Here is a 20,596-nt window from a genome sequence, read left to right on the forward strand (position 1 = left end):
CCCCGGCATTGTTCATCAGCACCCCCACCTCGCCGAAGCGCTCATAAGCGGCGTCACGCAGGCAGTTGACGGCATGGGCGTCCGAAACATCGGTGGGCACGCCGAACACCTCGGCCGGCGATGCCGCCATCGCCGCCACGACCTTCACGGCCGCCTCCAGAGCCTCGGCGTTCTGGTCGGCCAGGCAGACCTTCATCCCCAGACCCGCGAAGCGCTTGGCGGCGGCCAGGCCAATGCCACTGGCCGCCCCCACCACGACGGCGGCGCGGCCCGTTGTCAGGGCGGGGTGGGTCATCAGATTTCTCCGCAATCAACTGCAAAGCTCGAATGTGCCGCGAATGCGGCGGCGGCGAGGCCGCGCGGCACGTGTCCCACGCCGCGCCGCTCGCCAGACTCTTAGCGCTGCAGCGCCTCGACGAACGAGTCGCGCCACGCTGTGACATCGTCGTGGGTCACCCCGTCGTTCAAGCTCGTCCAGCGCGCCCTTCTCTCCTCAAGCGGCATGGAGAGCCCACGTTCGATCGCGGCCGCCACCTCCTCGCGGCTGAAGGGATTGACGATGAGCGCTTCGCGCATCTGCTCGGCCGCCCCCGCCAGTTCCGACAGGACCAGCACGCCTGGATCCTCCGGATCCTGGGCCGCGACATATTCCTTGGCCACCAGGTTCATGCCGTCCCGCAGCGGGGTCACCAAACCGATATGGGCGGCACGGTAAATCCCCGCCAGGACATCGCGTCGATAGGCCCGGTTCACGTAGCGGATCGGCACCCAATCCACGTCGGCGAAGGCGCCGTTGATCCGCCCCGACACCGCCTCCAGCCTGGATCGGATGTCCTGATAGGCCTCCACCTCATCACGGCTGGGAGTGGCGACCTGCAGGAAAAACACCTTCTCCTGCTGCTCGGGATGGTCGGTCAGGAACTGCTCATAGGCCAGAAACCGCTCCTCCAACCCCTTGGAATAGTCCAGGCGATCAACACCCAGGATCATCTTCCGGCCCAGCAAGCTGGCCCGGGTCCTGGAAAAGGCGACCTCGGCCGCCTCCGAATGGCTCGCGGCGACGAACTCCTTGGCGTCTATCCCAATGGGGAACGCCCCGATGCGGGTTGTCTTGCCAAAGGCTGTGACGACGCCGTCCTCATTGACCGCGCCGCCCGCAGCCTGGACCACATAGTCGGCGAAGGCGTCCCGGGAGTCCTGGGTCTGGAAACCGATGAGGTCATAGTCGAAGAGGGCCTCCACCAACTGGGCGTGGCGAGGAAGCGTCGTGATCAGGCGGCGCGCGGGCCAGGGGATATGCAGGAAGAAACCAATGCGATTGGCGACCCCCTTCTCCCGCAGTTCATGAGCCAGCGGCAGCAGGTGGTAGTCCTGCACCCAGATGAAGTCATCATCCTGGATCAGCGGCGTCAGGGTCTGGGCGAACCGCGAATTGACCCGCGCATAGCCCTCGCTGAATGAGCTTTCATAGGCCACCAGGTCGGTCCGGTAGTGGAACAGCGGCCAAAGGGTCCGGTTGGCGTAGCCGTTGTAGTACTCGAGCCGGTCCTGCTCCTCGAGGTCCACCAAGGCCACGGTGACGCCATCGGCGTGCTGGATCGACAGTTGCCCGGTGAAGGTCTCCCGGGTCCGGCCGCTCCAGCCGAACCAAATCCCGGAGTACTCCCGCAAAGCCGCGGAAATCGCCATCGCCAGGCCGCCCACGGTTCCCACCGCCGCGTCGCCGGGCGGGTTGACCCGATTGGAAACGACAATCAGCCTTCCCATCGAAGGTCTCCTGGCTCGAACAGGCTACTCTCAAGGCTGCGCGATATCCAGTCGAGGACCCGCGGCGGGCCGGCGATCCGGTATTGCGCGCGGGTCGGGCGCCGTTCGCCGACGATCACGCCGAAGCCGCCGAAGCTCTCGGCCGCCTCGAAGGCCGCCTCGTCGGTCAGGTCGTCGCCGATGAAGATCGGGGTCGCGCCGCGGAACGGAACCTCAGCCATATAGGCGCGCAGGGCCGCGCCCTTGTCGGGACCGGGGGAGCGCAGTTCCACCACCATGCTGCCGGCCTGCAACGTAAGGCCGGTGGAGGCCGAGACCCGCTCCGCCAAATCCAGCACCGCCTCCTCCGCAGAGGGCGCGAGCCTATAGTGCAGGGCGACGCTGGCGGACTTGTGCTCCACCACCAGCCCCTTGTGCGCCCGGGCCATGGCGGCGAAAGCCTCCATGGCGTCCGGCAGACTGGGGTGGGCGGCGAGACTCTGCACCTCGCCATGCGGCGTTCGACGCTGAAGGCCATGCTCGCCGGCCACACAGGTGGCGGCGCCTTCGATCATCCTGTCGATGACCCCGATGTCACGACCACTGACCAAGGCCAGCCGCCCGTGAAGGTTCAGCTGAGCCTGACGCAGAAGCTCATTCAGGCTCGGATTGTTCTCGATCTCCGTGGGTCGCCGCGCGATGGGGGCAAGGGTCCCGTCGAAGTCCAGGAAGAGCGCCGTCGAGGCGACCGGCAGGCCGGGCGTGCGGGCGTGGGGTCTGATCTGGGATGGGGTCATGTCAGTTGCTCACCGACAGGCAAGGGGAGCCCATGTCCCGCCGATCGGCGGCGATCCGCGCGTTTGCAATCAAAATTTCCGGCCTCTCAATGGCGCACAGGAGCGAGACCCGCCAGATCTGGGGCAGGTTCATACGTCAAATTTCCAGCAACGAATGAGTTCGATCCCCACAAATGGGAATTATGCGGCGAAACGTCCGCCATCACGCGCGAACACAACAGTCCCCCACTCGCTGCGCGGAAAATAGGAGCGACGATTGTCGCCGTCCACCCCTTGTGAAAAGGCGCCCATACACAAGGTCGTCATAACGATATCCAAATCGCTCGGCATCATCATGAGTTATACTTGCAGATATTCTCGGTGCGCGTTCACACCAGTAGAACCCGCGCACAGCTTCGCGCATTCGTGCAAAGTGGGCTTCGCGTGAGCCCTCAGTTGCTTGCGGGTTCTGAAGCCTGGCCGGGTGGCCTAGTTTCGGCCCCGGCGGAAGGGCTCTGGATCGGCTTCGTGCTCGTCAAATCCGAAACGGCCAAAGCCGTCCTTCATCTCCGGGCTCAACGGCGCCTCCAGCACCAGCGTACCGCTCGTGGGGTGAGGCAGGCTCAGGCGCCGTGCGTGCAACTGTAACTTCAGCGGCCCCGAGAGTTCCTTGGAGGCGACCGTGTTGTACTTCGGGTCTCCCAGGATCGGATGTCCCATGGCCAGCATATGGGCGCGAAGCTGGTGGGTCCGGCCAGTGCGGGGCCGCAGAGCCATCCAGGCGGCGCGCGGCCCTGCCCGGCTGATCGTGACGAATTCGGTCTCGGCAGGCTCCGCGCCGGGCTCCTTGGGCTGGGCGGGAACCACCATCTCGCGGTCGCCGACTCCCTTCTTCACCAGCGGTAGTTCCAGCACTCCCTCGCCGGGCTTCGGAAAGCCGATGACGATGGCCCAGTAGGTCTTTTGCGCCTTGCGCCTCGCGAACGCGCCGGCCAGCTTGGCCGCCGCGCCGGGGCTCTTGCCCAGCACCAGGACGCCCGAGGTGTCCCGGTCCAGGCGATGGACCAGGCGAGGCCGCGCCAGGCCCTCTCCCCAGGCGCTCAACAGCCGGTCGATATGCTTGTGGGTCTTGGTGCCGCCCTGGACAGCAAGGCCGGCAGGTTTGTTCAGCACCAGCACCTCGTCGTCCTCATAGAGCACCAGGCTCTTGGCATAGGCCGCCTCTCGAGCGTCGATGCCTCGGTCGGCGCGCTCACCGGGCTCCGGGGCGTCGGGCAACGGCGGCACGCGGATCTGGGCGCCCGCCGCAAGCCGCGAGTCCGGCTTGGCCCGACCGCCATCGACGCGGATCTGGCCCGAACGGGTCAGCTTCTGGATATGGATGTGGTTCAGATGCGGCCAGCGGCGCTTGAACCAGCGGTCCAGGCGAACCCCGTCCTCGCCGGCGTCGACCGACAGGATGCGGACCTCCTTCACGTGAACACCCGGCGGGCAAGGACCAGGCCCCCGAACAGCGCGGCGATCGAGAGCAGCACCGAAGCCGCCGCATATCCCGCCGCCGGTCCAAAGGCCCGGCGCTCGATCATCAGGGCCGTCTCCAGCGAGAAGGCCGAGAAGGTGGTGAACCCCCCCAGGACGCCCACGCCCAGCAGGAGCCGCAGCTTCTCCTGGTCCGCCCCGCCCTTGAAAGCCAGGTAGCCAGCCAACACCCCCATCAGCAGCCCACCCAACACGTTCGCGACCAAGGTGCCATAGGGCCAGCCGGGCCCGAACACCCTCAAGGTCTGAAGTCCCAGCCCATATCGCGCCACCGCGCCGGCCGCGCCGCCCGCGGCCACTAGAAGCACCTTGTCCATCGGCTCCTTATGCAGCGGCCCGCCGGCGGCGTCGAGACGAGGAAAGCGGCGCTGCAACGCCTGGTTAAGTATGGGCGGCGATAGTGTCTCCCCAGAGTGGGTTTATTGGTCGCCTTGCGTGTCTTCTGACGAGTCCAGCAGCATTGAACGCATCACCGCCGGCGGCGCGGCGGCGGCGCTTGATCGTCTGGCCGGCACAGATCTGGTCGAGCGTGGTTGCGTCACCATCATCAGCGTCGAGGCCATACGCAAACGTTCCGGCGACCGTTGGCCTCGTAAGCGGGACGCCGTCTGGGCCTATCTCGGCAGAAAGTTCGATGAGCATCTGGCCTATCAGGACATTCGCCATCGCGTCGACGAGACTGACTTCCTGATCGCCATGACCTCCGAGGAGGGGGTCGCGGCCCAGGCCGTCAGCCTGAAGATCCTGGAGGAGGCGCTGCTGTTCTTCCTGGGTGTCGCAGACCCCGCCGACATGAAAATTCGCGCCGTCAGCGCCATCAATGGCGAGGAACTGGCCTGCACGGACATCGACCTCACCCGCGTCACGGACCATCGCACGGCGCCGGCCGTGGAGGTGATCGCGGTCTCGGCCTGCCAGGCCGCGGTCGATCCGGCCGAGGAACGCCGCCGCAACCCGATCTCCTTCGTCACCGCCTCTGGCCAGAACCTGCGCATCGACTTCAGCCTCGAGGAGGCCGTCAGCCTGCGCCACAAGGTCACCGCCGCCCTGCGGATAGAGCCCACCGTAACCCACATCGCCAGCGGCCGGACGATCCCGGCGCGGGCCTTCGCCAAGCTTTCGGATGACGACATCGCGTTCATTGACCGCGCCTCCCTGGATTACGCCGCCCTGTTCGCCGGCGCCGGGGACACGCCGCAGCCGCCCTTGATTCTGCCGCTCTCCTTCCGCACGCTATCCACCCGAAAGGGCCGTCAGGGCCTGATCGGCACCGAGGGCCTGCCACCGCAGCGGGTGAAAACCGGTGTCATGGTCGAACTGATCGATGTGGATCGCGGCACGCCGGAGGCCCGGCTTCTCGAGGTCACCGGCCTTGTCGGTCAGCTTTGCAAGGGCGTGCTCGTTCGACTGCAGCCGGGCCGAGACGCCGTCGGCCCCGCGAAGGGCGCGCGGCTACAGGGCCTGACCATCTCGGCCGTCGATCTTGGAAATAGCGATACCCAGATTGCGGCTCACATGCTGACCATCGCCTCGCAGGCGCGCGGTCGCGCGCCGGTTCTGATGATCCATGGCCTGGCCTCAGAGGGCTACCTGGACGTCGCCGAGGTGGCGGGCTTCACCCACGCCTCACTAAGGGGCGCACGTTCGGCCCTGGCGCAACCCGCCGCCTAGGTCCTCGGCCCGATGGCGTTGCGCAGGCCCCGGGCGTCATAGACATCCGCGCCCGGCGGCTTTTCGCCCTTGCCCATCACCACCTCGATGGTCTGGGCCAGCGACGGCCCGCCGCCGAGATCAAAACTGGTTCCGAGACCGATCCCGACTCCGCCGCCCCGGCCGTAGCTGCCACCGCCCGTGCCCAACGACACCCGAGGCCCGTTAGCGTTCCCGGCCTGACGCAGCATTCGATCCGAGACCCGGAACCAGTCATAGCCGTCGGCCAGGGCGATGTCGGCAGCTCGCAGCAGGGCGTAGTCGGCAACCTGTTCGGGAGATCCGCCCGGCCCTCCCCGGAAGGTGACGCGATAGCGACCGGGTTCAATACGATAGGAGGAGAATCCCACGGCCTCCGGCCCATTGGCGGCCGTATAGACAGTGGGTGCGCTGGCGCAGGCGCCGAGACTGGCGCAGAGGGCGGCGGTGAGCAGAAGACGTTTCATCAGGCGGTCTCGGGTTCTGGCGAAAGTCGAAGGACTTCCGGGGCTTGCCGAGACAACGGCCTGGCGGCGCCAGCGTTCCGATCAGGGTTCGGCGAGCCCGATCCCCGCCAGAACAACGGCCATGTCCGGCGGCGTCGGCGCCTCGAGCCGCTTGGTCCCACCGTCCGGGTGCGGGAACGACAGGGCGCCGGCGTGCAGCATCAGGCGCGGTACGGGCTGGCCGCCAACCGCCAAGGCCCCGCCATAGCGCGCGTCGCCCGAGATGGGTCGGCCTATCGAGGCAAGGTGGACTCGAAGCTGGTGCATCCGCCCGGTCTCCGGAGACAACTCCAGCAGGGCGGCGAAGGCGTTGGACGACAGTGTCTTGTACCGGGTCTTCGCGGTCTCGGCGTCAGGGTGATCGGGCAGGCAAACCCGCATGAAGGCCTCTCGCCCCGCCTCATCCCGTCGCAGGGGAAGCTCGATGGTCCCACCCGCCGGATCGGGCGCACCCGGCGTAACGATGGCGCGGTAGGTCTTTGAAAACTTGCGGACCATCATGGCCTTGCCGAGGAACCCTGCCGCCGGCTTGGTCTTGGCGGTCAGGATGACCCCCGAGGTGTCGCGATCCAGCCGGTGGATCAGTCGGGGCCGTAACTTGCCAGGCTTGGCGAAGGCCCACAGCATCTCGTCCAGGGTGTGGACCTGCCCCCTCCCGCCCTGGCTGGACAGGCCGGCAGGCTTGTTCAGGGCCAGGATATGCGGGTCCTCATAGATCACCAGGCTGCGGACCAGGGCGATCTCATCAGCGCTCAGCGCCGCCGGCCTGGGCTCAGCCTTGGACTTGGGCGGAGACCTCACCTGCCCTCGCGCTCGGCCCGGATCGCCGCCCAACGTTCCAGGCGCTCCTTGATCCGCGCCTCCGATCCCTGGGCCTTGGGCTGGTAGAAGCGCTGACGCGGCATCCCCTCGGGGAAGTAGTTCTGGCCCGAGAAGCCTTCCTCGGTGTCGTGGTCGTAGGCGTAACCCTTGCCGTAGCCGAGGTCCTTCATCAGCTTGGTGGGCGCGTTGCGGATGTGAGCGGGTGGCATCAGGGAACCGGTCTCCTTGGCCGACCGTATCGCCGCCTTATAGGCCACATATACAGCGTTGGACTTGGGCGCTGCGGCCAGATGGACCACCAGTTGCGCCAGGGCCAGGTCGCCCTCGGGCGAACCCAGGAAGTCGTAGGTGTCCTTGGCCGCGTTCGCCAGAACCAGCGACATGGGGTCGGCCTCGCCGATGTCTTCCATGGCCGCCCGGATCAGCCGCCGGGCGATGAACAGCGGGTCCTCCCCCCCGGTCAGCATTCGCGCCAGCCAGTAGAGCGCCGCGTCGGGATCGGAGCCCCGGATCGACTTATGCAGGGCCGAAATGAGGTTGTAGTGCTCCTCCCGGTCCTTGTCGTAGGCCGGACTTCGCTTCTGAAGAATTTCCCCAAGCGCTTTGATCGACAAGGGTTTCGCCGTGCCGATGTTGAACAGGGTCTCCGCCAGGGTCAGCAGATAGCGTCCATCCCCGTCGGCCAGCGCCACCAGCGCGTCGCGCGCCTCCGGCTCAAGCGGCAGGGTCTTGTCCTCATGGGCCTCGGCCTTGGCCAACAGGGTCGTCAGCGCCTCGTCGTCCAGGCGCTTCAGCACATAGACCTGGGAGCGCGACAGCAACGCGCCGTTGAGCTCAAAGGAAGGATTCTCGGTGGTCGCCCCCACCAGGGTGACGATCCCCTCCTCGACGAAGGGGAGGAATCCGTCCTGCTGGGCGCGGTTGAAGCGGTGGATTTCGTCGACGAACAGCAGGGTGCTCTGCCCAGCCGAGCGCCGCATCTTGGCCTGCTCGAAAGCCTTCTTCAGGTCCGCGACCCCGGAGAACACCGCCGAAAGCTGCTGGAACTCGTAGCCTGCCTCCTTGGCCAGCAGTCGGGCGATGGTGGTTTTGCCGGTGCCGGGCGGCCCCCAGAGAATCATCGATGACAACCGCCTGGCCTCGGCCATCCGACGGATCGGGCCCTCTGGCCCCAGCAGGTGATCCTGCCCCACCACCTCGTCCAGCCTCTGCGGCCGCAGACGGTCCGCCAGCGGTGAGGGCGCATGCGGCGTCAGACCCGCGGCTTCGAAGAGGTCGGCCATGTAAGGGGATATACCCCTCCCTCCCCGTCATGGGGAGGGAGAAGCCGATCCTAGGTCCGGAAGTTGGCGGTGATCTCCTGGCCGGCCCGCACGATGGTCACCTGCCATTGGCCGCCATTGCTGCTGACCACCCCCACCAGGTCCCGCACCGAACCGATGTCACGGCCATTGACCTTGCGCACGATATCGCCCGGACGCAGGCCGGCGTTCATCGCAAAGCCGCGACCCAGCTTGGTCACCAGGACGCCCTTGCCAGAGAACGGATCCAGGCCCAGCTCATCGGCGACGGCCGGCGACAGGTTCACCACCGTCGCCCCGTCAAACGGATTGCGTCCAGCGATCACGCGCTCGTCCCTGGCCGGCGTCGCGGGAGGCGCCTCGGCCTTCAGGTTGAGGGTCAGGTTGGCGCCGTCGCGTAGCACTCCTAGCTTCAGAATCTCGCCCGGTCGGCTGGAACCCAGCGCGTAGCTGACCCCGGCTGGATCGGCGACGGGTTTGCCATCCACCGACAGGATCACGTCCTGCGGCTTCAGCCCCGCGCGCGCGGCGGGGCCGCCGGGCCAAAGGTCGGCCACCAGGGCGCCCGACGGAATGGTCATGCCCAGGCTGTGGGCGATATCACCGGTGACGGGTTGGGTTCGCGCGCCCAACCAGGGCCGCACCACCACCTGGCCTCCGCCGGCCGCGGTCTCGACGATCCGCTTCACCATGGCTGCCGGGATGGCGAAACCGACCCCCGACGAGCTGCCCGACCGCGACAGGATGAAACTGTTCACCCCGATCAGGTCGCCGTCCATGTCCACCAGCGCGCCGCCGGAATTGCCAGGATTGATCGCCGCGTCGGTCTGGATATAGGCGTTGGCCGAGTCGCCATTCGGGTCGGTTGTGCGGTTCAGGGCCGAGATGATGCCGTTCGTCACCGTCTGGCCGACGCCGAAGGGGTCGCCGATGGCCAACACCAGGTCGCCCACCTGGGCCTCTCCGGTGTCGTCGATCGGCATGACCGGCAGGCGCTCGGAGCCGACGTCGATCTTCAGCACCGCCAGGTCGGTGCGCGGGTCGGCCAGCAGCAGCTTGGCGGGGAACTCGCGCCGGTCGGCCAGGGCCACGGTGATCTCCTGCCCGCCCTGCACCACGTGGTTGTTGGTGATGATCACCCCGTCGCTGCGCACGATGACGCCCGATCCCAGGGAGCCCTCGATCCGCTCGCGCGGCGCGCCCATGCCGAACATTTGCCAGAACGGATCGGACTGCTGCCGAACCAGGCGTTTGGACGAGATGTTCACCACCGCCGGGGCCGCACGCTTCACCACAGGGGCGAAGGACATCTTCATGGTCATGGAATCCCCCGGCGCGGCGCGGGTCGGCTGCACCAGTTGAGGGATCTGAGCCTTGGACTTGGCCGCAGGGTCGGAACAGGCGGCCAGCAGGGCCAGGATGGGGATCAGGACGCGATGGGCTCGCATGGGCTCTCCGAGCGGGGAAACGTCGCCGGACTCTGACGAGGTTTCGGGCGCAATGATGGCAGGGCTGTAAGCGCTCTTGAGTTCCGTTGAAACAGGAGCGCTTGGCAAGCTCACTCGGGCTTGGCCTCCGGCGGCACATCGCGGGCGAAGGCCAGGGACAGGCTCCAGGCCACCAGGGTCAGAGCCGCACCAGCCAGGATGGTCAGGCCGGACCAGCCAGGTCCCCGCCCCGCCGCGATGGCCAGGGCGAAGATCTGGGTAAAGGCGATGGGGCCGAACAGGCCCGTCAGGCTGCCCACGCCCATCATCGCCCCCTGCAGCCGTCCCTGCTCGTCCGGATCGACCTTGGCGGTCATCATGGCCTGCAGGGCGGGACCAGCGACGTTGGAGAGCGCCATCGGCAGGTTGGCGATCCAGAACCAGAACCCCGTGGGCGACAACCCCACGGCGGTGAAGCCGATGGCCTGCAAGGCGAGACCGCCGATCAGCACCTTGCGCTCCCCCAGCCACTTCACAGAGCGTCCAGTGAGTTGGCTGGTGACCACGATGTTCACCGCCCCCAGCGCGCTGCAGAAGATCCCCAGCGCCATCGGGTCCCACTGATAGCGGTAGGCGGTGTAGAGGACGAAGACGCTGTTCATGGCGTGCATGGCGAACCACAAGAGCAGCAGGATCAGCGCCAGGGCCGGCAGGCCGGGCCGGGAGAACACTAGGCTCAGCGAGCCGATCGGATTGGCGTTGGCCCAGCGCATGGGCGCGCGACGCTCCTTGGGCAGGGACTCCGGCAACACGATCAAGCCGTAGAGGCCGTTGGCCAGCGCCACGGCGGCGGCGGCCCAGAACGGCGCGCGCGGGTCCCAGGCGCCCAACAGCCCGCCCAGGGCCGGGCCCAGGATCACGCCTGTCCACGCCGCGGCGTTCAGCCAGCCATAGCTCTTGGCCCGCTCCTCCTGGGGGGTGATGTCGGCCACATAGGCCATGGCCGCCCCCTGCGCGCCGGCGGTCAGACCGCAGAGGATGCGCCCCAGCAGCAGCCAGGCGAGGGTCGGCGCCAACGCCATGATGGCCAGGTCGATGGAAAGGCCGAAGATTGAGATCAGGATCACCGGCCTGCGCCCAAACCGGTCGCTCAGCATGCCGATCACCGGTGCGGCGAAGAACTGCGCCACCGACCAGGCCGCCACCAGCACCCCGACCCAGCGTGCGGCAGACGAGACCTGGCCGCCCACCATCTCCTCCACCAGCCGCGGCAGGACCGGGAACACCATGGTGTGGCTGACCACGTCCAGGCAGATCGTGATGGCGATGAACGGCAGGCCGGCCTTGCGGACGGCGGTGCGCGCGGGCGCCCCCGAATGGGGGCTGGGGTCGAGTGGCAAGGTCATGAAATATCTCGAAGCGCCGGCCGCCGGAGCAGTCGGGGAAAGACGGTCGCGAGGCGAACAGGCTCCGGCCAACAGCCGGTCGCCGGCGCCTAGGCCCTCATCGTCTCTGTCTGCGTCGTCGCCATGATCGCCTTACGGTAGAGACGTTGCGCGCTCCGTCAAGCGGCCGCGGGAGCCGCCGCCGGCGCATGGGCGACTCGTACCCCCAGGAGCAGGGCCATCAGCAGCAGGAAGGCGGCCAGGTAGATGGCCAGGCCCGGCGCATGCAGGGTCGCATCATGCCGGATCGACCAGGCGAAGATGGTGCCGAACATGATCGGGCCGAGCACCGAGGCGATGCCTTGCAGGCTCTGGTTGGCGCCCTGGAGTTGACCCTGGTGGGTCGGCCCCACCCGGCGGGTCATCAGCCCCTGTAGCCCCGGCTGCATGAAGTTCAGCAGGGCGAACACCGGCGCCGAGGCGATATAGAACCAGCCCGTCGGCGCGAAGCCGTAGAGCGCGAATCCCAGGCAGCCGCCGGCGGCGCCCAGCAAGAGCGCCCCGCGCTCACCAATCTGCGCCACTACAGGCCCTACCAGCAGGGTCTGGACTCCTACTCCCAGGAGGCCCGTCGCCATCATCGTCAGGCCGATGATCCCCGGGCTCCAGCCGTAGCGGTAGCCGGAATAGAGCACGAAGATCGAGGGCAGCACCGTGTGCGCCAGCTGGAACAGGAAGCCCACCCCGGCCAGGCCCAGCAGGTCCCCGTGCCCTCGCAGAAAGGCCAGCGACCCCATCGGATTGGCCCGCTTCCAGTCGAAGCTGGTGGTGCGCTTCTCCACCGGCAGGGATTCAGGCAGCACGAAATAGCCATAGAGCCAGTTGATCGCCGTCAGGCCACCGGCCACCAGGAACGGCAGCCGCAGGTCGAACTCCGCCAGGAACCCGCCCAGCGCCGGTCCCACCAGGAAGCCGAAGGAGAAGGCCGAGCCCATCCAGCCGAAGGCCTTGGCCCGGTCCTGCGGCGCGGTCACGTCGGCCACATAGGCGTTGGCGGTGGAGAAACTTGCGGCTGTCAGCCCATTCAGCACCCGACCCACGAACAGCCAGGCGAGGTTGGGGGCAAAGGCCATGAACATGAAGTCCACGGCCAAGCCGAACAGCGAGATCAGCAGGACCGGCCTGCGCCCGATCCGGTCGCTGAGCATCCCCAGGATCGGGCCGCAAAACAGCTGCATGATCCCCCAGACGCAGCCGAACACCACATTCCACTGGGCCGCCTCGGCGGTGTCGCCGCCGGTGAAGCTCTTGATCAGGTTGGGCAGGACCGGGATCATGATCCCGAACGACACCGCGTTCATCAGCGCGCAGGCGAAGACGAATCCGAAGGCGGCCTTGCGGCCGGCGGCCGTGGGTGTCCCGTCGCTCATGATCTCAAATCCCCCCGCCGCGCATTTTGAAACAAAACCGGAACTCGTACAACCGCGCTAGGTCGCCGCGTCCTGCAGTCCGGCGAGTTGAGCCTGCCAGTATTCCGCCAGCCGCATCAGCAGCACCTGGTCGGGGAAGCCGTGGCGCGCGGCGTTCTGCGCCGGCACGTGGTCAAAGCCACGATGCTCGATGCTGACCCGGGTTTCATCGCCAACCGCCTCAAACCGCACCTCGACCTCGGTCTTGAGCTCCGGCGGGAAGCTGGCCTGCCGCCAGGAGAATTCCAGCCGGTGCGGCCTATCCCAGGCGGTGATGCGGCCGATCTCGAAGACCTTTCCGCTGGCCAGGGTCTCGGTCAGCCGACCGCCCTCCCCTGGCTCGAAGGCCAGCACCCCCGGCGCCCTGGGCGTCGTCTGGAACAGCGGGCTCGGTCTCCACCACATCCCGATCTCGCCGACGAAGGCGTCGAAGGCCCGCTCAGGCGTCGCCTTTACCCGCAGCGCCACGAAGACCTTCGAGGTCACGGCGCCTTCTCGACGTGTGCCTTGAAGGCGGTCAGCTGCTCACTCCACAGCCGCTCGCTCTCCTCCAGCCAGCGCAACAGATGCACCATGGGTTCGGGCCTCAGGGCATAGATGCGCACCCGCGCATCGAAGGGTGGGTGGGATTCCTCCACCAGGCCGCTCTCGCGCAGGGTGCGCAGGTGGCGGCTCATGGTGGGCCCCGGCACGCCGACTTCCCGGGCCAGTTCTCCGGCCTGCCGCGGCCTCTGGCTCAACAGGTCCACCACCTGGCGGCGGTAGGGGTCGGCGAGGGCCGCCAGCGTACGGTCGAGGGGCGCGGAAACGGGCAATGTCAGACCCAGCCCGTGATCTTCAGGCCGCTGGCGGCCTCCGCCTCTTCGCGGCTGACCACAACGACGGTCTGCGAGACGTTCCAGATGTGCCCCTCGGGATCGCGGCAGCGATAGGTGCGGTCGCCGTAGAATTGGGTCTCCGGCTCGGCGTGGATATCGGCTCCCGCCGCGCGAGCGCGGGCGCAATGGGCGTCGATGTCGTCGTCGATTTGGATGCTGACGGTCTGGGTATTCTTGCCGCCGATGGACTTGGGACTCTTGTGATCCTGGGTCCACTCCGTTCCGATCATCACAATGCTGTCGCCAAAGCCCATCTGGCAGTGAGCGACGCCGCCGTCCGGGGCCTCCAGCAGCATGGTCAGCTCGAAGCCGAAGGCCTTCTGCAGCCAGTCGATGGCCGCCCTCGGGTCCTGGTAGAAGAGGGCCGAACTCATCCGTGCCATGGTCGTGCTCCGTTAGAGTGAAGTGGTGATGTCGTGGCCCGTGACTCTGGCCACCTCGTCGTTGCTCAGCGCCACCACGGTCTGACCAAAGGACCAGGGATGGTCCTCCATATCCAGGCAGGTATAGACCCGATCGCCATAGGCTTGAGTCTCCGGCTCCCGCTCGATCTTCGCGCCGGCGGCGCGCGCCCGCTCGCAGTGGGCGTCGATCCCTTCACTGAGCTGGACGTGGATCGACTGGGTGGCGCGGCCGCCGAAGGCGATGGGGGTCGTGGCCTTGTCGCGCGGCGGCCCGACGACCATCACCACCCCGCCCTCGATCATGGTCTCCGAATGCATGACCCCGCCATGCCCGTCGTCCACCACCAACGTGGTCTCGAATCCGAAGGCTTGTTCCAGCCAGGCCAGGGCTGCGCGGGGATCCCGGTACCAGATCACCGGGCTGATCGCCGGACGGGTCATGCGTCGCCTCCGACCTTGTAGGTGAGGCCGCTGGCGGCCTCCAACTCGGCTGTCGACACCTTCCTGAGTTCCTGGCGGAAGGTCCAGACGTGGCCCTCCGGATCCATGGCCCGATAGGAGCGCGCGCCGTAGAACTGGTCGGCCGGCTCCTCGGTGATCCTCGCGCCCGCGGCTCGCGCGGTTTCGCAGTGGGCGTCGAGCCCCCTCACCAGGGCGATCCCGATGAACTGGCTGCACTGGCCGTCGAGGGTGACCGGGCTGCGCATGCGCGCGCCGCCCAGCTGGGGCGCCGCCCACTCACAGGCGACCCCGATGCCGCAGCTGAGATAACTCATCTCGGCGTGGGCGACATTGCCTTCGGCGTCGGTCAGCAACAAGCTGACCTCAAAGCCGAAAGCCTTGGCGAGCCAGTCGAGGGCCGCCATGGGATCGCGATAGACGACGGTGGAACTGACGGCAGCTTGGGCCACGGCAACCTCCCGGATTGAATTCCGATTTCCCCAATATTTCTATATTTCCGTAATCATATGTCAAGTGCGCCCGCCGGGCCAAAACGCAAAAACCCCGGACATTGCTGTCCGGGGTTTCTGAACTTGGATGGCCGCTAGACTCAGTCCTCGGTGAAGGAATTTTCCTGCACCGGACCGGAGTCCTTGCCCTTTTCGGAGGGATCGCGGTCGACGAACTCGATCACGGCCAGGGCCGCGTTGTCGCCGTAGCGGAAGCCGGCCTTCAGGACGCGGATATAGCCGCCGTTGCGGGCCTTGTAGCGGGGACCGATGACGGCGAAGAGCTTGCCGACCTGTTCAACGTCGCGAACCTTGCTGATGGCCTGACGACGGGCGTGCAGGTCGCCGCGCTTGGCGAGCGTCACCAGCTTCTCGACCACGGGGCGGAGTTCCTTGGCCTTGGGCAGGGTGGTCACGATCTGCTCGTGCTTGATCAGGCTCGCCGCCATATTGGCGAACATGGCGGTGCGGTGGGCGGACGTACGACCCAGTTTGCGGTGGGCTTTACCGTGGCGCATCTCATATCTCCTGGGCCGTCTGGCCCGTTGGACGCTTCCGATCTTCGGAAAGCCGCCCTTACCTGATCAAGTCCCAGCCTGCTCCCGCCTGGGTCAACACGAAGCGCCGGAGCCCTCCACCGCTGTTGCGGCTTCATCAGGCCCGTGCCGCCTAAAGCGGCCCGAAGTCAGCGCGATGAGCGGCTGGGCTAAGAGCCCGACCGCTCAAATCTTCCTACATCTGGTCTTCGAACTTCTTGGCCAGCTCTTCGATATTCTCGGGCGGCCAGTTCGGGACGTCCATGCCGAGATGCAGGTTCATGCCCGCGAGCACTTCCTTGATCTCGTTCAGCGACTTGCGCCCGAAGTTCGGGGTGCGGAGCATTTCCGCCTCCGTCTTCTGGATCAGGTCGCCGATGTAGACGATGTTGTCGTTCTTCAGGCAGTTGGCCGAACGGACCGAGAGCTCGAGCTCGTCGACCTTCTTCAGCAGCGCCGGGTTGAACGGCAGTTCCGGCTTGGCTTCGCCTTCGACCTTCTTCTTCGGCTCTTCGAAGGTGATGAAGATCTGCAGCTGGTCTTGCAGGATGCGGGCGGCATAGGCCACCGCGTCCACCGGCGAGATGGCGCCGTTGGTTTCGACTTCCATGATCAGCTTGTCGTAGTCGAGGCTCTGGCCCTGACGGGTCGGCTCGACGCGATAGGCGACGCGCTTGACCGGCGAGTAGAGGCTGTCCACGGCGATCAGACCGATCGGGGCGTCTTCCGGACGGTTCTGCTCAGCCGGAACGTAGCCCTTGCCGTTCTGCACGGTGAACTCCATGCGCACCTGGGCGCCGTCATCCAGGGTGCACAGGACATGGTCGGGGTTCAGGATCTCGATGTCGGACCCGGCCTCGATCTGGCCGGCGGTCACCGTGCCGGGGCCGGTGGCGCGCAGGGTCATGCGCTTGGGGCCTTCGGCATGCATGCGAAGGGCCAGTTGCTTGATGTTCAGCACGATGTCGACCACGTCTTCCCGCACGCCTTCCAGCGAGGAGAATTCATGCACGACGCCGTCGATCTGCACGGCGGTCACAGCCGCACCTTGCAGGGAGGAGAGCAGAACGCGGCGCAGGCTGTTGCCCAGGGTCACGCCAAAGCCGCGCTCGAGAGGTTCGGCCACCAAGCGCGCCTTGCGGTTCGCGTCGGCGCCGGTCTCGATCAGCGGCTTTTCGGGACGGATGAGCTCGTTCCAGTTTCTTTCGATCACGGATAGGTGTCCCTCGAACGCAGGATCGCCGGACGCGGCTTACGCGGTCCGGCGAAGGGGGATAGCAGTACTTCGGTACTCAGACGCGCCGACGCTTGGGCGGGCGGCAACCGTTGTGCGGAATCGGGGTCACGTCGCGGATGGTGGTGATCGTCATACCCACCGACTGCAGCGCGCGAAGCGCCGATTCACGGCCGGAACCCGGACCGGAAACGTTCACTTCAAGGGTCTTCACCCCGTGTTCGGCGGCCTTCTTGCCCGCGTCCTCAGCAGCCATCTGGGCCGCATAGGGAGTGGACTTCCGGGAACCCTTGAACCCCATCGTACCGGCGGAAGACCAGGAGATGGTGTTCCCCTGGGCGTCGGTGATGGTGATCATGGTGTTGTTGAACGAGGCGTTCACGTGCGCCACGCCCGAGGTGATGTTCTTGCGTTCGCGACGTTTAACGCGCGCCGGTTCCTTGGCCATCGACTAGCTTTCTTACTTCTTCTTGCCGGCGATCGGCTTCGCCGGGCCCTTGCGGGTCCGAGCGTTGGTGTGGGTGCGCTGCCCGCGGACCGGCAGGCCCTTGCGGTGACGCAGGCCGCGATAGCAGGCCAGGTCCATCAGACGCTTGATGTTGACCGCCGTCTCGCGACGCAGGTCGCCCTCCACCGTGTAATCACGGTCGATGGCTTCACGGATCTGCAGCACCTCGGCGTCCGTCAGCTGGTTGACGCGACGAGCGTCTTCGATGCCAACCTTCTGGACAATCTCGGCGGCTTTCGCCTGGCCGATGCCATGGATGTACTGAAGCGCGATGACGACGCGCTTGTTAGTCGGAATGTTTACGCCGGCGATGCGGGCCACTTGGGGTATTCTCCTGGTCACGCAGAGAAGCGCGAACAACGCCCCGACCCAAGATGGGATACGGCACGTCCCTCGCGCGTTTCGCGGAAGCGGCCCGTTATAGGGACAGTTGCGTTTCCGTCAATGCCGGAAGCGCGGGAAAATGGCCTTCTTTCGGCTCCTGCGCGCCATGAGCGCCCTCCCCCGAGGCCAATATGGGGGAATGACCCGATGATCATCCTCCTTTCGCGGCGAAAACAAGTCGGCGCGGCGCGGTCCAGGCGCAAAAGGAGCGTCTCGAATCGATTCTGACGGGAATTGCGGGAGATTCGCTGTGGGCGCTCCCCCTCCGCTCATCCCGGCGAAGGGCGGTACCCAGATTCATCCTGGGCGCCGGCAAGAGGGACGCAGGGGATCGCGCCCGCCCCGCAGAGCGGAGAGGGCTTCACCTGGATCCCGGCCTTCGCCGGGACGAGCGGAGATAGGCCGGCCCCTAGCGCAGGGCGTCCAGGGCCTTGTCGATGGCGCCGGCGACCAGGTCGATGGCCCCCATGCCGTCCACCTGCACCAGCTTCCCCTGACCCTCGTAGTAGGGCAGCAGGGGCGCGGTGTTGTCGTTGTAGGCGGCCAGACGGACCTTGAAGCTTTCCGGGTTGTCGTCGGGCCGGCCGGACTCGGCGAAGCGCCCGGCGATCCGTTGCGTCAGGGCCGCGTCATCCACCTTCAGGCGGATCACCAGGTCGATCTGCTTGCCGCGCTTGGCAAGCATCTGGTCCAGGGACTTGGCCTGGGCCAGGGTCCGCGGGAAACCGTCGAAGATCGCGCCACCGGCGGCCTCGGTCTCAGGCAGTCGTTCCTCGATGAGGGCGATGACGATCTCGTCGGTAACGAGTTCACCACGCTCCATCACGCCCGCCACCTTCTTGCCGAGCTCAGAGCCTGAGGCGATGGCGGCGCGCAGCATGTCGCCGGTGGAAAGCTGGACCATGTTGCGGCCGTCCACCAGGCGTTTGGCCTGGGTGCCCTTGCCGGCGGCCGGCGGTCCGAACAGGATCAAATTCATGACTTAAATGTCCCCTCCCGCCGGCCATCCCCATGGCCGGCGCAATTTGACGGCGCGGGCTTTAGCGCCCGCGTCCGCCGCGCAGCTTCGACTTCTTGATCAGGCCCTCATATTGGTGGGCCAGAAGGTGCGACTGGATCTGGGTCACGGTGTCCATCGTCACGCTCACCACGATGAGGATCGAGGTGCCGCCCAGATAGAAGGGCGCGTTGTAGAAGGCGATCAACGCCTCCGGCAGCAGGCAGACGATGGTGATGTAGATCGCGCCGACGACGGTCAGGCGGGTCAGGACAAAGTCCAGATACTCCGCCGTGCGCTTGCCAGGTCGGATGCCGGGCAGGAAGCCGCCGTACTTGCGCAGGTTTTCCGCGGTGTCATCCGGATTGAACACGACCGAGGTGTAGAAGAAACAGAAGAACATGATCAGCGCGCCGTACAGCACCATGAAGGCCGGACGGCCATGCTGGAGCTGGCCCACCACGGTGGGCATCCACTGCAGGTAGGACGGCAGGTCGGCATTGGCCAGGAAGCTCATGGCCGTCGCCGGCAGCAGCAGCAGGGACGAGGCGAAGATCGGCGGAATCACGCCCGCGGTGTTGATCTTCAGGGGCAGGAACGAGGTGTCGCCACCGAACATGCGGTTCCCCTGCTGGCGCTTTGGATACTGCACCAGCAGACGGCGTTGCGAGCGTTCCATGAAGACGATGACCAGCACGACGCCGATGGCCAGGGCGGTGATCAGGAACAGGGCCACGGCCGGCAGCGCGCCGGTGCGGGTCATGGAGAACATCTGGAAGATGCCGCGCGGCAAGACCGCCACGATGCCGGCGAAGATGATCAGCGAGACGCCGTTGCCGACCCCCCGGCTGGTGATCTGCTCGCCAAGCCACATCAGGAAAAGGGTGCCGCCGGTGAGTGTCACGACCGTGGAGACCAGGAAGAAGACGCCTGGATTGTTCACCAGGCCCTGGCTGTTCTGCAGGCCCACCGCGATCCCGAAGGACTGGAGCAGCGCCAGCAGCACGGTCAGGTAGCGGGTATACTGGTTCAGGGTCTTGCGGCCCGCCTCCCCGCCTTCCTTGCGCAGCTTTTCCCAGGGCGGATAAACCGTCCCCAGCAGTTGCACGATGATCGAGGCCGAGATGTAGGGGCCGACGTTCAGGGCGAAGATCGCCATCCGCTCGACAGCGCCGCCGGAGAACATGTTGAACATGCCCAGGATGCCCTGGGACTGGCCCTGGAACGCGCTGGCGAAGGCGTTGATGTCGATGCCCGGGATCGGGATGTAGGTCCCCAGCCGGTAGACCACCATCGCCATGATGGTGAAGCCGATACGCTTGTGAAGCTCCGTCGCCTTCGCGAAGGCGCCGAAGTTCATATTGGCGGCGAGCTGTTCGGCGGCCGAAGCCATAGGGTACCCCGAAGCTTTAAGACCGGTCGTACATAGGGCGTCCGACCGGCGGTGTCATCTGGCGTGGCCGCCCCTTCCCCGGCTTGGGGATGGGGCGGCCAGGCAAGCTTTAGGCTTCAGCCGATTCGGCGGCGGCCGGGGCCGTCGTCGTGATCTTGCCGCCGGCCTTTTCGACCGCGGCCTTGGCGGCTGCGGACGCCGAATGGACGGTGATGTCGAGCTTCGAGGTCAGGGCGCCCTTGCCCAGCAGGCGGACGCCATCCAGTTCACGGCGCACGATACCCGAGGCGACCAGAACCTTGGCGTCGATGGGCTTCTTCGCGTCGAGCTTGCCGGCGGCGATCGCCTGCTCAAGACGCCAGAAGTTCACTTCGGCGAACTTCAGCGCGTTGGGATTGTTGAACCCGCGCTTTGGCATGCGCATGTGCAGCGGCATCTGACCGCCTTCGAAGCCAGCGATGGCGACGCCGGAGCGCGCCTTCTGGCCCTTAACACCCCGGCCGCCGGTCTTGCCCTTGCCGGAACCTTCACCGCGGCCAACGCGCATGCGGTTCTTGGTGGAGCCTTCGCGCGGCTTCAGTTCATTGAGCTTGGTCATGTGACGCCTCTCCTTGGAGATCAATCGCCGGGCTCACGCCCGACTCGGCTGATG

At 66.5% G+C, this 20,596-nt stretch carries 24 protein-coding genes; 1 reads left to right on the forward strand and 23 read right to left on the reverse strand.

The features are described 5' to 3' along the window. The 5 genes from AAC997_RS09010 to crcB all read right to left on the reverse strand — a co-directional run. On the reverse strand, positions 1–295 hold a 295-nt coding region (locus tag AAC997_RS09010), incomplete at its 3' end, for an SDR family NAD(P)-dependent oxidoreductase (RefSeq protein ID WP_340645358.1). 101 nt (positions 296–396) lie between these two features. After that, positions 397–1,767 (reverse strand): alpha,alpha-trehalose-phosphate synthase (UDP-forming), encoded by a 1,371-nt coding sequence (otsA, locus tag AAC997_RS09015; protein ID WP_340645359.1) that lies wholly within the window; start codon positions 1,765–1,767, stop codon positions 397–399. Beyond that, on the reverse strand, positions 1,755–2,543 hold the full coding sequence (gene otsB, locus AAC997_RS09020; RefSeq protein ID WP_340645360.1) for a trehalose-phosphatase: 789 nt from the start codon (positions 2,541–2,543) through the stop codon (positions 1,755–1,757). The genes otsA and otsB overlap by 13 nt, the downstream gene beginning before the upstream one ends. A 468-nt stretch (positions 2,544–3,011) precedes the next feature. Continuing rightward, the gene (locus tag AAC997_RS09025) at positions 3,012–3,998 is read right to left on the reverse strand and encodes an RluA family pseudouridine synthase (RefSeq protein WP_340645361.1); all 987 of its coding nucleotides are present in this window, start codon (positions 3,996–3,998) and stop codon (positions 3,012–3,014) included. Continuing rightward, on the reverse strand, positions 3,995–4,378 hold the full coding sequence (crcB, locus tag AAC997_RS09030; RefSeq protein WP_340645362.1) for a fluoride efflux transporter CrcB: 384 nt from the start codon (positions 4,376–4,378) through the stop codon (positions 3,995–3,997). Before crcB ends, AAC997_RS09025 begins: the two co-directional genes overlap by 4 nt. Before the next feature lie 118 nt (positions 4,379–4,496). Between crcB and AAC997_RS09035 the strand changes: the two genes are divergently transcribed. Further along, a complete protein-coding gene (locus AAC997_RS09035) occupies positions 4,497–5,732 on the forward strand; it encodes a hypothetical protein (protein ID WP_340645363.1) in 1,236 nt (411 codons plus the stop codon). On the opposite strand, the gene AAC997_RS09040 is transcribed toward AAC997_RS09035, so the two are convergent. From AAC997_RS09040 to rplO, 18 genes are all read right to left on the reverse strand, one after another. After that, on the reverse strand, positions 5,729–6,217 hold the full coding sequence (locus tag AAC997_RS09040; protein WP_340645364.1) for a hypothetical protein: 489 nt from the start codon (positions 6,215–6,217) through the stop codon (positions 5,729–5,731). The genes AAC997_RS09035 and AAC997_RS09040 overlap by 4 nt on opposite strands. Positions 6,218–6,298: 81 nt before the next feature. Further along, positions 6,299–7,057 carry an RluA family pseudouridine synthase gene (locus AAC997_RS09045; protein WP_340645365.1) on the reverse strand — a complete coding sequence of 253 codons (759 nt, stop codon included), beginning with the start codon at positions 7,055–7,057 and terminating at the stop codon, positions 6,299–6,301. Further along, positions 7,054–8,361, reverse strand: coding sequence for a replication-associated recombination protein A (locus AAC997_RS09050; RefSeq protein WP_340645366.1), 1,308 nt, complete (start codon positions 8,359–8,361; stop codon positions 7,054–7,056). The genes AAC997_RS09045 and AAC997_RS09050 overlap by 4 nt, the downstream gene beginning before the upstream one ends. Positions 8,362–8,411: 50 nt before the next feature. Further along, positions 8,412–9,827: a Do family serine endopeptidase gene (locus AAC997_RS09055; RefSeq protein WP_340645367.1), complete on the reverse strand. Its 1,416-nt coding sequence runs from the start codon at positions 9,825–9,827 to the stop codon at positions 8,412–8,414. 110 nt (positions 9,828–9,937) lie between these two features. Continuing rightward, entirely contained in the window at positions 9,938–11,212 is a 1,275-nt protein-coding gene (locus AAC997_RS09060; RefSeq protein WP_340645368.1) for an MFS transporter, read from the reverse strand. 158 nt (positions 11,213–11,370) lie between these two features. Beyond that, positions 11,371–12,621 carry a TCR/Tet family MFS transporter gene (locus AAC997_RS09065; protein WP_340645369.1) on the reverse strand — a complete coding sequence of 417 codons (1,251 nt, stop codon included), beginning with the start codon at positions 12,619–12,621 and terminating at the stop codon, positions 11,371–11,373. 57 nt (positions 12,622–12,678) lie between these two features. Then, a complete protein-coding gene (locus AAC997_RS09070) occupies positions 12,679–13,146 on the reverse strand; it encodes an SRPBCC family protein (protein WP_340645370.1) in 468 nt (155 codons plus the stop codon). After that, positions 13,143–13,475 carry a metalloregulator ArsR/SmtB family transcription factor gene (locus AAC997_RS09075; RefSeq protein WP_340645371.1) on the reverse strand — a complete coding sequence of 111 codons (333 nt, stop codon included), beginning with the start codon at positions 13,473–13,475 and terminating at the stop codon, positions 13,143–13,145. The genes AAC997_RS09070 and AAC997_RS09075 overlap by 4 nt, the downstream gene beginning before the upstream one ends. A 2-nt stretch (positions 13,476–13,477) precedes the next feature. Then, entirely contained in the window at positions 13,478–13,921 is a 444-nt protein-coding gene (locus tag AAC997_RS09080) for a VOC family protein (RefSeq protein WP_340645372.1), read from the reverse strand. A gap of 12 nt (positions 13,922–13,933) precedes the next feature. Further along, a complete protein-coding gene (locus AAC997_RS09085) occupies positions 13,934–14,383 on the reverse strand; it encodes a VOC family protein (RefSeq protein WP_340645373.1) in 450 nt (149 codons plus the stop codon). Further along, positions 14,380–14,853, reverse strand: a complete 474-nt coding sequence (locus AAC997_RS09090) for a VOC family protein (protein WP_340645375.1) — start codon at positions 14,851–14,853, stop codon at positions 14,380–14,382. Before AAC997_RS09090 ends, AAC997_RS09085 begins: the two co-directional genes overlap by 4 nt. A gap of 140 nt (positions 14,854–14,993) precedes the next feature. Beyond that, positions 14,994–15,410, reverse strand: coding sequence for a 50S ribosomal protein L17 (gene rplQ / locus AAC997_RS09095; RefSeq protein ID WP_304825345.1), 417 nt, complete (start codon positions 15,408–15,410; stop codon positions 14,994–14,996). A 214-nt stretch (positions 15,411–15,624) separates the two neighbouring features. Then, entirely contained in the window at positions 15,625–16,641 is a 1,017-nt protein-coding gene (locus tag AAC997_RS09100; RefSeq protein WP_340645376.1) for a DNA-directed RNA polymerase subunit alpha, read from the reverse strand. A 79-nt stretch (positions 16,642–16,720) separates the two neighbouring features. Continuing rightward, positions 16,721–17,110, reverse strand: coding sequence for a 30S ribosomal protein S11 (gene rpsK / locus AAC997_RS09105; protein WP_215340947.1), 390 nt, complete (start codon positions 17,108–17,110; stop codon positions 16,721–16,723). A gap of 12 nt (positions 17,111–17,122) precedes the next feature. Next, complete coding sequence (gene rpsM / locus AAC997_RS09110; RefSeq protein WP_215340948.1) at positions 17,123–17,491, reverse strand: 30S ribosomal protein S13; 369 nt, start codon at positions 17,489–17,491, stop codon at positions 17,123–17,125. A gap of 472 nt (positions 17,492–17,963) precedes the next feature. Then, a complete protein-coding gene (locus AAC997_RS09115; RefSeq protein WP_340645377.1) occupies positions 17,964–18,533 on the reverse strand; it encodes an adenylate kinase in 570 nt (189 codons plus the stop codon). 61 nt (positions 18,534–18,594) lie between these two features. Beyond that, positions 18,595–19,944 carry a preprotein translocase subunit SecY gene (gene secY / locus AAC997_RS09120; protein ID WP_340645378.1) on the reverse strand — a complete coding sequence of 450 codons (1,350 nt, stop codon included), beginning with the start codon at positions 19,942–19,944 and terminating at the stop codon, positions 18,595–18,597. Between the two features lie 109 nt (positions 19,945–20,053). Further along, positions 20,054–20,542, reverse strand: coding sequence for a 50S ribosomal protein L15 (gene rplO / locus AAC997_RS09125; protein WP_340645379.1), 489 nt, complete (start codon positions 20,540–20,542; stop codon positions 20,054–20,056). Between the last annotated feature and the right edge of the window lie 54 nt (positions 20,543–20,596).

It is taken from the genome of Phenylobacterium sp. (genome assembly GCF_037968635.1).
Classification (GTDB): domain Bacteria; phylum Pseudomonadota; class Alphaproteobacteria; order Caulobacterales; family Caulobacteraceae; genus Phenylobacterium.

Excerpts from the sequence above, each read along its gene's own strand:
- otsA (WP_340645359.1), bottom strand. The coding sequence starts at position 1,767 with ATGGGAAGGCTGATTGTCGTTTCCAATCGGGTCAACCCGCCCGGCGAC.
- otsB (WP_340645360.1), bottom strand. The coding sequence starts at position 2,543 with ATGACCCCATCCCAGATCAGACCCCACGCCCGCACGCCCGGCCTGCCG.
- crcB (WP_340645362.1), bottom strand. The coding sequence starts at position 4,378 with ATGGACAAGGTGCTTCTAGTGGCCGCGGGCGGCGCGGCCGGCGCGGTG.
- AAC997_RS09040 (WP_340645364.1), bottom strand. The coding sequence starts at position 6,217 with ATGAAACGTCTTCTGCTCACCGCCGCCCTCTGCGCCAGTCTCGGCGCC.
- AAC997_RS09050 (WP_340645366.1), bottom strand. The coding sequence starts at position 8,361 with ATGGCCGACCTCTTCGAAGCCGCGGGTCTGACGCCGCATGCGCCCTCA.
- AAC997_RS09055 (WP_340645367.1), bottom strand. The coding sequence starts at position 9,827 with ATGCGAGCCCATCGCGTCCTGATCCCCATCCTGGCCCTGCTGGCCGCC.
- AAC997_RS09060 (WP_340645368.1), bottom strand. The coding sequence starts at position 11,212 with ATGACCTTGCCACTCGACCCCAGCCCCCATTCGGGGGCGCCCGCGCGC.
- AAC997_RS09065 (WP_340645369.1), bottom strand. The coding sequence starts at position 12,621 with ATGAGCGACGGGACACCCACGGCCGCCGGCCGCAAGGCCGCCTTCGGA.
- AAC997_RS09080 (WP_340645372.1), bottom strand. The coding sequence starts at position 13,921 with ATGGCACGGATGAGTTCGGCCCTCTTCTACCAGGACCCGAGGGCGGCC.
- AAC997_RS09085 (WP_340645373.1), bottom strand. The coding sequence starts at position 14,383 with ATGACCCGTCCGGCGATCAGCCCGGTGATCTGGTACCGGGATCCCCGC.
- rplQ (WP_304825345.1), bottom strand. The coding sequence starts at position 15,410 with ATGCGCCACGGTAAAGCCCACCGCAAACTGGGTCGTACGTCCGCCCAC.
- rpsK (WP_215340947.1), bottom strand. The coding sequence starts at position 17,110 with ATGGCCAAGGAACCGGCGCGCGTTAAACGTCGCGAACGCAAGAACATC.
- AAC997_RS09115 (WP_340645377.1), bottom strand. The coding sequence starts at position 18,533 with ATGAATTTGATCCTGTTCGGACCGCCGGCCGCCGGCAAGGGCACCCAG.
- secY (WP_340645378.1), bottom strand. The coding sequence starts at position 19,944 with ATGGCTTCGGCCGCCGAACAGCTCGCCGCCAATATGAACTTCGGCGCC.
- rplO (WP_340645379.1), bottom strand. The coding sequence starts at position 20,542 with ATGACCAAGCTCAATGAACTGAAGCCGCGCGAAGGCTCCACCAAGAAC.